2 protein-coding genes are annotated in these 4,989 nt (G+C 74.4%); both read right to left on the minus strand.

Annotated features, from left to right (window positions below; translation table 11 throughout):
• Nucleotides 1–42 precede the first annotated feature (42 nt).
• A complete protein-coding gene (locus VIB55_RS24090) occupies nucleotides 43–3,087 on the minus strand; it encodes a type I polyketide synthase (RefSeq protein WP_331879232.1) in 3,045 nt (1,014 codons plus the stop codon).
• A 69-nt stretch (nucleotides 3,088–3,156) separates the two neighbouring features.
• A partial coding sequence (locus VIB55_RS24095; RefSeq protein ID WP_331879233.1) for a non-ribosomal peptide synthetase occupies nucleotides 3,157–4,989 on the minus strand: 1,833 nt, incomplete at its 5' end.

Here is a 4,989-nt window from a genome sequence, read left to right on the forward strand (position 1 = left end):
TTGCGCTGCGCGGGCGTCAGCTTCGCAAGGCGATCGGTCAGCTCAGTCATGTCCACTCTCGTCGATACCCGCCGTCAGCAGCGCCTCGATCTCGTCGTCGCTCAGCCCCTCCACCCCCGCCAGCAGCGCGTCCAGCCCCGCGTGCGCGGCCGCGCCGTCCACCACCGCCGCCAGCGTGGCCACCGTGGGTGCCTCGAACACGGCGCGCACGCCGATCTCCGCGCCCAGCTCCGCGCGGATGCGGGCCACCAGCTGCGTCGCCATCAGCGAGTCGCCGCCCTCCGTGAAGAAGTCGTCGTGCAGCCCCGGCGCGGCGCCGAGCAGCGTTTCCCAGATGCGCCCGACCACCCGCTCCGTGGCCGTCCAATCCGCACGCGCGTCGCCGGGCTCGGCCTCCGCCTCCGCCTCGTTCCCCGCGACCGCCGCCGGGGCCACGAAGCCGGGCCGCGGCGCGCGGTCCACCCAGAATCGCTTGCGCTCGAAGGGATAGGTGGGGAGCGGAACGCGGCGGCGCGCCTGGCCTCCGTGCACGGCGCGCCAGTCGATCTCCACCCCCGCGGCCCAGGCGCGGCCTAGCGCGGAGAGCAGCACCTCGACGTCGTCCGCCGCGTCGCCGGCGTGGCGCATGGAGGGGAGGGCGGCGGCTCCCGGCACCTGCCGCCGGGCCAGCGACGACAGCGTGCGCCCGGGCCCGCACTCCACGAACACCCGCTCGCGCCCCTCCGCGGCCAGCGTGGCAAGGCAGTCGGCGAAGCGGACGGCCTGGCGCAGGTGGCTGGCCCAGTACGCCGGGTCTGCCGCCTGCTGCGGCGTGATCCACGTTCCCGTGAGGTTCGACACCCAGCGCAGCGAGGGCGCCCCGCGGGAGGTCTGCGCCACGCGGGCCCGGAAGGCGTCGAGGATGGGGTCCATCATCGGCGAGTGGAAGGCGTGCGACGTTTCCACGCGCTTCGCCTGGATGCCGCGGGCCGCTAGCTCCGCCTCCAGCCGCGCGATCTCGTCGCCCGGCCCGGAAACCACGCAGCGGTCCGGCGCGTTGATCGTGGCGATGGAGATCGATCCGCCCAGCGCCGGCTCCACCTCGGCCGCCGGGAGGGGAATTGCGAGCATGGAGCCCGGCGGCAGCGACTGCATCAGCCGGCCGCGCTCGGCGACCAGGGCCAGCGCATCTTCCAGCGAAAAGACGCCGGCCAGGCAGGCCGCCACGTACTCGCCCACGCTGTGGCCGACCATGGACTCCGGCACGATCCCCCACGCCATCCACTGCTTCGCCAAGGCGTACTCGACGGCGAAGAGCGCGGGCTGGGTGAGCGCCGTCTGCGTGAGCCGGTCCGCGTCGTCCGAGAAGATCGCCTCGCGCAGATCCAGCCCCAGGTGCGGGCGCAGGAGCTCCGCGCAGCGGTCCAGCTCCTGGCGGAAGACGGGCTCGCGCTCGTACAGCCCGCGCGCCATCCCCGCGTACTGCGCGCCCTGGCCGGGAAAGAGGAAGACGGCGGCGGGCGCCTCGCTCCCGGCCAGGCCGGCCACGCCCTTCGCCGCGTCCGCCAGCGCCTGCGCGGCCTCGGCGTGCGTGCGCCCCACGACGGCGCGGCGGTGGGCGAACTGCCGCCGCCCCTGCTGAAGCGTCCACGCCACGTCCGCCAGCGCCTGTTCCGGGTGCTGCTCCAGGTGCGCGGCCAGCCGCCCGGCCGCGGCCTCCAGCGCCGTCTCGGTGCGGGCCGAAAGGACCAGCAGCTGCTCCGCGCGTGACGGCGCGGGGGAGGGCGCCGCGGCGGGCGCCTGCTCCATCACCACGTGCGCGTTGGTGCCGCCGATGCCGAACGACGAGACCCCGGCGCGCCGCGGCACCCCGGCGGGCGGCGTCCACTTGGCCAGCGTGGCGTTGACGAAGAAGGGGCTGGACGCGAAGTCGATCTGCGGGTTGGGCTTCGTAAAGTGCAGCGAGGGCGGGATCTCGCCCTCGCGCAGCACCAGCGTGGTCTTGATGAGCCCCGCGATCCCCGCCGCCACGTCGAGGTGGCCGATGTTGGTCTTGATGGAGCCGATGGCGCAGAAGCCGGTGCGGTCCGTTCCCGCGCGGAAGGCCTGCGTGAGCGCCTCGATCTCGATGGGGTCGCCCAGCTCCGTCGCCGTGCCGTGGGCTTCCACGTAGGTGATGGTGGCGGGGTCCACGTCCGCGGCGGCGTGCGCGGCGCGGATGGCGGCGGCCTGCCCCTCTACCCGCGGCGCGGTGAAGCCGATCTTGGCGGAGCCGTCGTTGTTGATGGCGGAAGCCAGGATCACCGCGTGCACGGTGTCACCGTCGGCCAGCGCGTCTTCCAGCCGCTTGAGCGCAGCGACCGCCACGCCGCTGCCGCCCACCGTTCCCCGCGCCTCCGCGTCGAAGGCCCGGCAGTGCCCGTCCGGCGACAGGATGTTCCCCTGCTCGTACAGGTAGCCCATGTGCTGGCCCGCCGTGACGGCCGAGCCCCCGACCAGGACCATGTCGGCGTCGCCGCCCAGCAGCGCCTGGCAGGCCAGGTGCACCGCCACCAGCGAGGTGCTGCACGCCGTCTGCACCACCACGGCGGGGCCTTCGAGCCCCATCTTGAACGCCGCGCGGCTGGCCAGGAAGTCCTTGTCGTTCCCCATGTTCACGGTCATCTCGCCGGCCGCGGCGATCACGTCGGGGCGAAAGAGCAGGTTCACGTGGTAGCTGCTCATGCTGGCGCCCGCGTACACGCCTACGCGGCCGGGGGCGCGCGCGGCATCGTAGCCGGCGTGCTCCAGCGCCTCCCACGCCACCTCCAGGAACAGGCGCTGCTGGGGATCGGTGACCTGCGCCTCGCGGGGGGTGAAGCCGAAGAAGGCGGCGTCGAAGCGGTCCACGTCGTCCAGCGCGCCCCGCGCGGGAACGTACGCGGGGTTCGCGCGCAGCGTCTCGGGCACCCCCGCCGCGGCCAGCTCCTCGGCGGTGAAGTGGCGGATGGACTCCACCCCCGCGCGCAGGTTGGCCCACAGGGCGTCCACGCCGGGCGCGCCGGGAAAGCGCCCCGCCATTCCCACGACGGCGATCTCCAGCCCCGTGGGCTCGTTGGTATGACTCATCTCGAAATCTTGTTTATTCGTCGTCAACGAACAGGGAACGGCCTGCCCTCCCGCCACCCGGTCCCGCCGTCACCCCGGCCCGCCCCCGTCGCCCCGCGGCCCCGCCACGCCGGCCCGCCCCCTTGCCCGCAGCCTGTGCCGCCCGTCCCGCACCCGCGCGTCGTCCGCCGGGGCGGCGGCCGGCTCGGGCGCGGGGGAGTCCAGCGCCGCGGCCAGGGCATTCACCGTAAGGTAACGGAAAAGGTGGGTGATGGGCACCGGCTGGCCGAACGCCTCGCGCAGGCGCGCCTGCACCCGCACCAGCAGCAGCGAGTGGCCGCCCAGGTCGAAGAACCGGTCGTGCGCGCCCACGCTCTCCACCCCCAGCACCTCGGCCCACACCGCGGCCACCCTGCGCTCCGCCTCCGTGCGCGGCGCCTCGTAGGCGCGGGCGGCGGACGAGCTTCCCTCGGGCGCCGGCAGCGCCTTGCGGTCCAGCTTGCCGTTCGGCGTCAGCGGCAGCCGCTCCAGCGCCACGAACGCCCACGGGACCATGTACTCCGGCAGGCTCCGCCGCAGGTGCTCGCGCAGCTCGTCGGCCTCGGCGCCGGCGACGACGTACGCCACCAGCCGCTTGTCGCCCGGTGCGTCCTCTCGCGCCATCACCACGCAGTCGGTGACGGCCGGGTTCCGGCGCAGCGCCGCCTCTACCTCGCCCAGTTCGATGCGGAAGCCGCGCACCTTCACCTGCGCATCCAGCCGCCCCAGGTACTCCAGCGTGCCATCCACCCGCCACCGCGCCCGGTCTCCCGTGCGGTACAGCCGCGCGCCGGGCTCGCCCGAGAGCGGGTCCGGTACGAAGCGCTCCGCCGTCAGCCCCGGCCGGGCCAGGTAGCCGCGCGCCAGCCCGCGGCCGCCCAGGTACAGCTCGCCCGGCACCCTCGCCGGCACCGGCCGCAGCGCGGCGCCGAGCACGTAGGCGCGCGTGTTGGCGATCGGCCGGCCGATGGTGGCCGGCCCGCCTGCCTGGCGCAGCGTCCAGGTGCTGTAGGTGGTGTCTTCCGACGGGCCGTACAGGTCGTACACGCGCTCGATCCCCTCGGCGTAGAGCGCGTCCACCACCGACGGCCGCAGCGGCTCGCCGGCCAGGTTCACCGTGCGCACGCCGGAGGGAATCCCGCCGCTCTTCAGCAGCGCCACGATGGCGGAGGGCACCGTGTTCACCAGCCGCACCTGCCCGGCCGTGGCCGATTGCGGCAGCGCCAGCGCGTTTTCCACCACGATCACGCGGCCGCCGAGGGACAGCGGGAGGAAGAGCTCGAAGACGGAGAGGTCGAAGGAGATGGACGTGGACGCCAGCACGCCGGACAGCTCCTCGGCCGTGAAGACGTCGGCCGCCCACGACACGAGCGCCACCGCGCTCTCGTGCTCGATGGCCACGCCCTTGGGGACGCCCGTGCTCCCGGAGGTGTAGATCAGGTACGCCAGGCTCCGCGGGGTGGCGCGGCTCTCGATGCGGTCCGCGCTCTCGCGGGCGATCTCGGCCGCCGCCCCGTCCACGCTCACCACCGTGACGCCGTCCGGCACGGGCAGCGCCGGGCGCAGCGATTCCTGCGTCAGCAGCACCACCACGCCGGAGTCGGCAAGCGTGAACGCAAGCCGCTCGGCGGGATAGGCCGGGTCGAGCGGCACGTAGGCGCCGCCCGCCTTGAGCACGGCAAGGAGGGCGACGACCATCTCCACCCCGCGGGCCACGCACACGCCCACCCTGGTCTCGCCGCCCACGCCCTGGCGAACGAGGTGGCGTGCCAGCCGGTTCGCCCGCTCGTCCAGCGCGCGGTAGGTGACCGAATCCGCTTCGTGGACGACCGCGGCCGCGTCGGGGGTGCGCGCCGCCTGCGCTTCGAACAGCTCGTGGATGCA

The organism is Longimicrobium sp. (assembly GCF_036554565.1).
Lineage (GTDB): Bacteria > Gemmatimonadota > Gemmatimonadetes > Longimicrobiales > Longimicrobiaceae > Longimicrobium.

Excerpts from the sequence above, each read along its gene's own strand:
- VIB55_RS24090 (WP_331879232.1), bottom strand. The coding sequence starts at position 3,087 with ATGAGTCATACCAACGAGCCCACGGGGCTGGAGATCGCCGTCGTGGGA.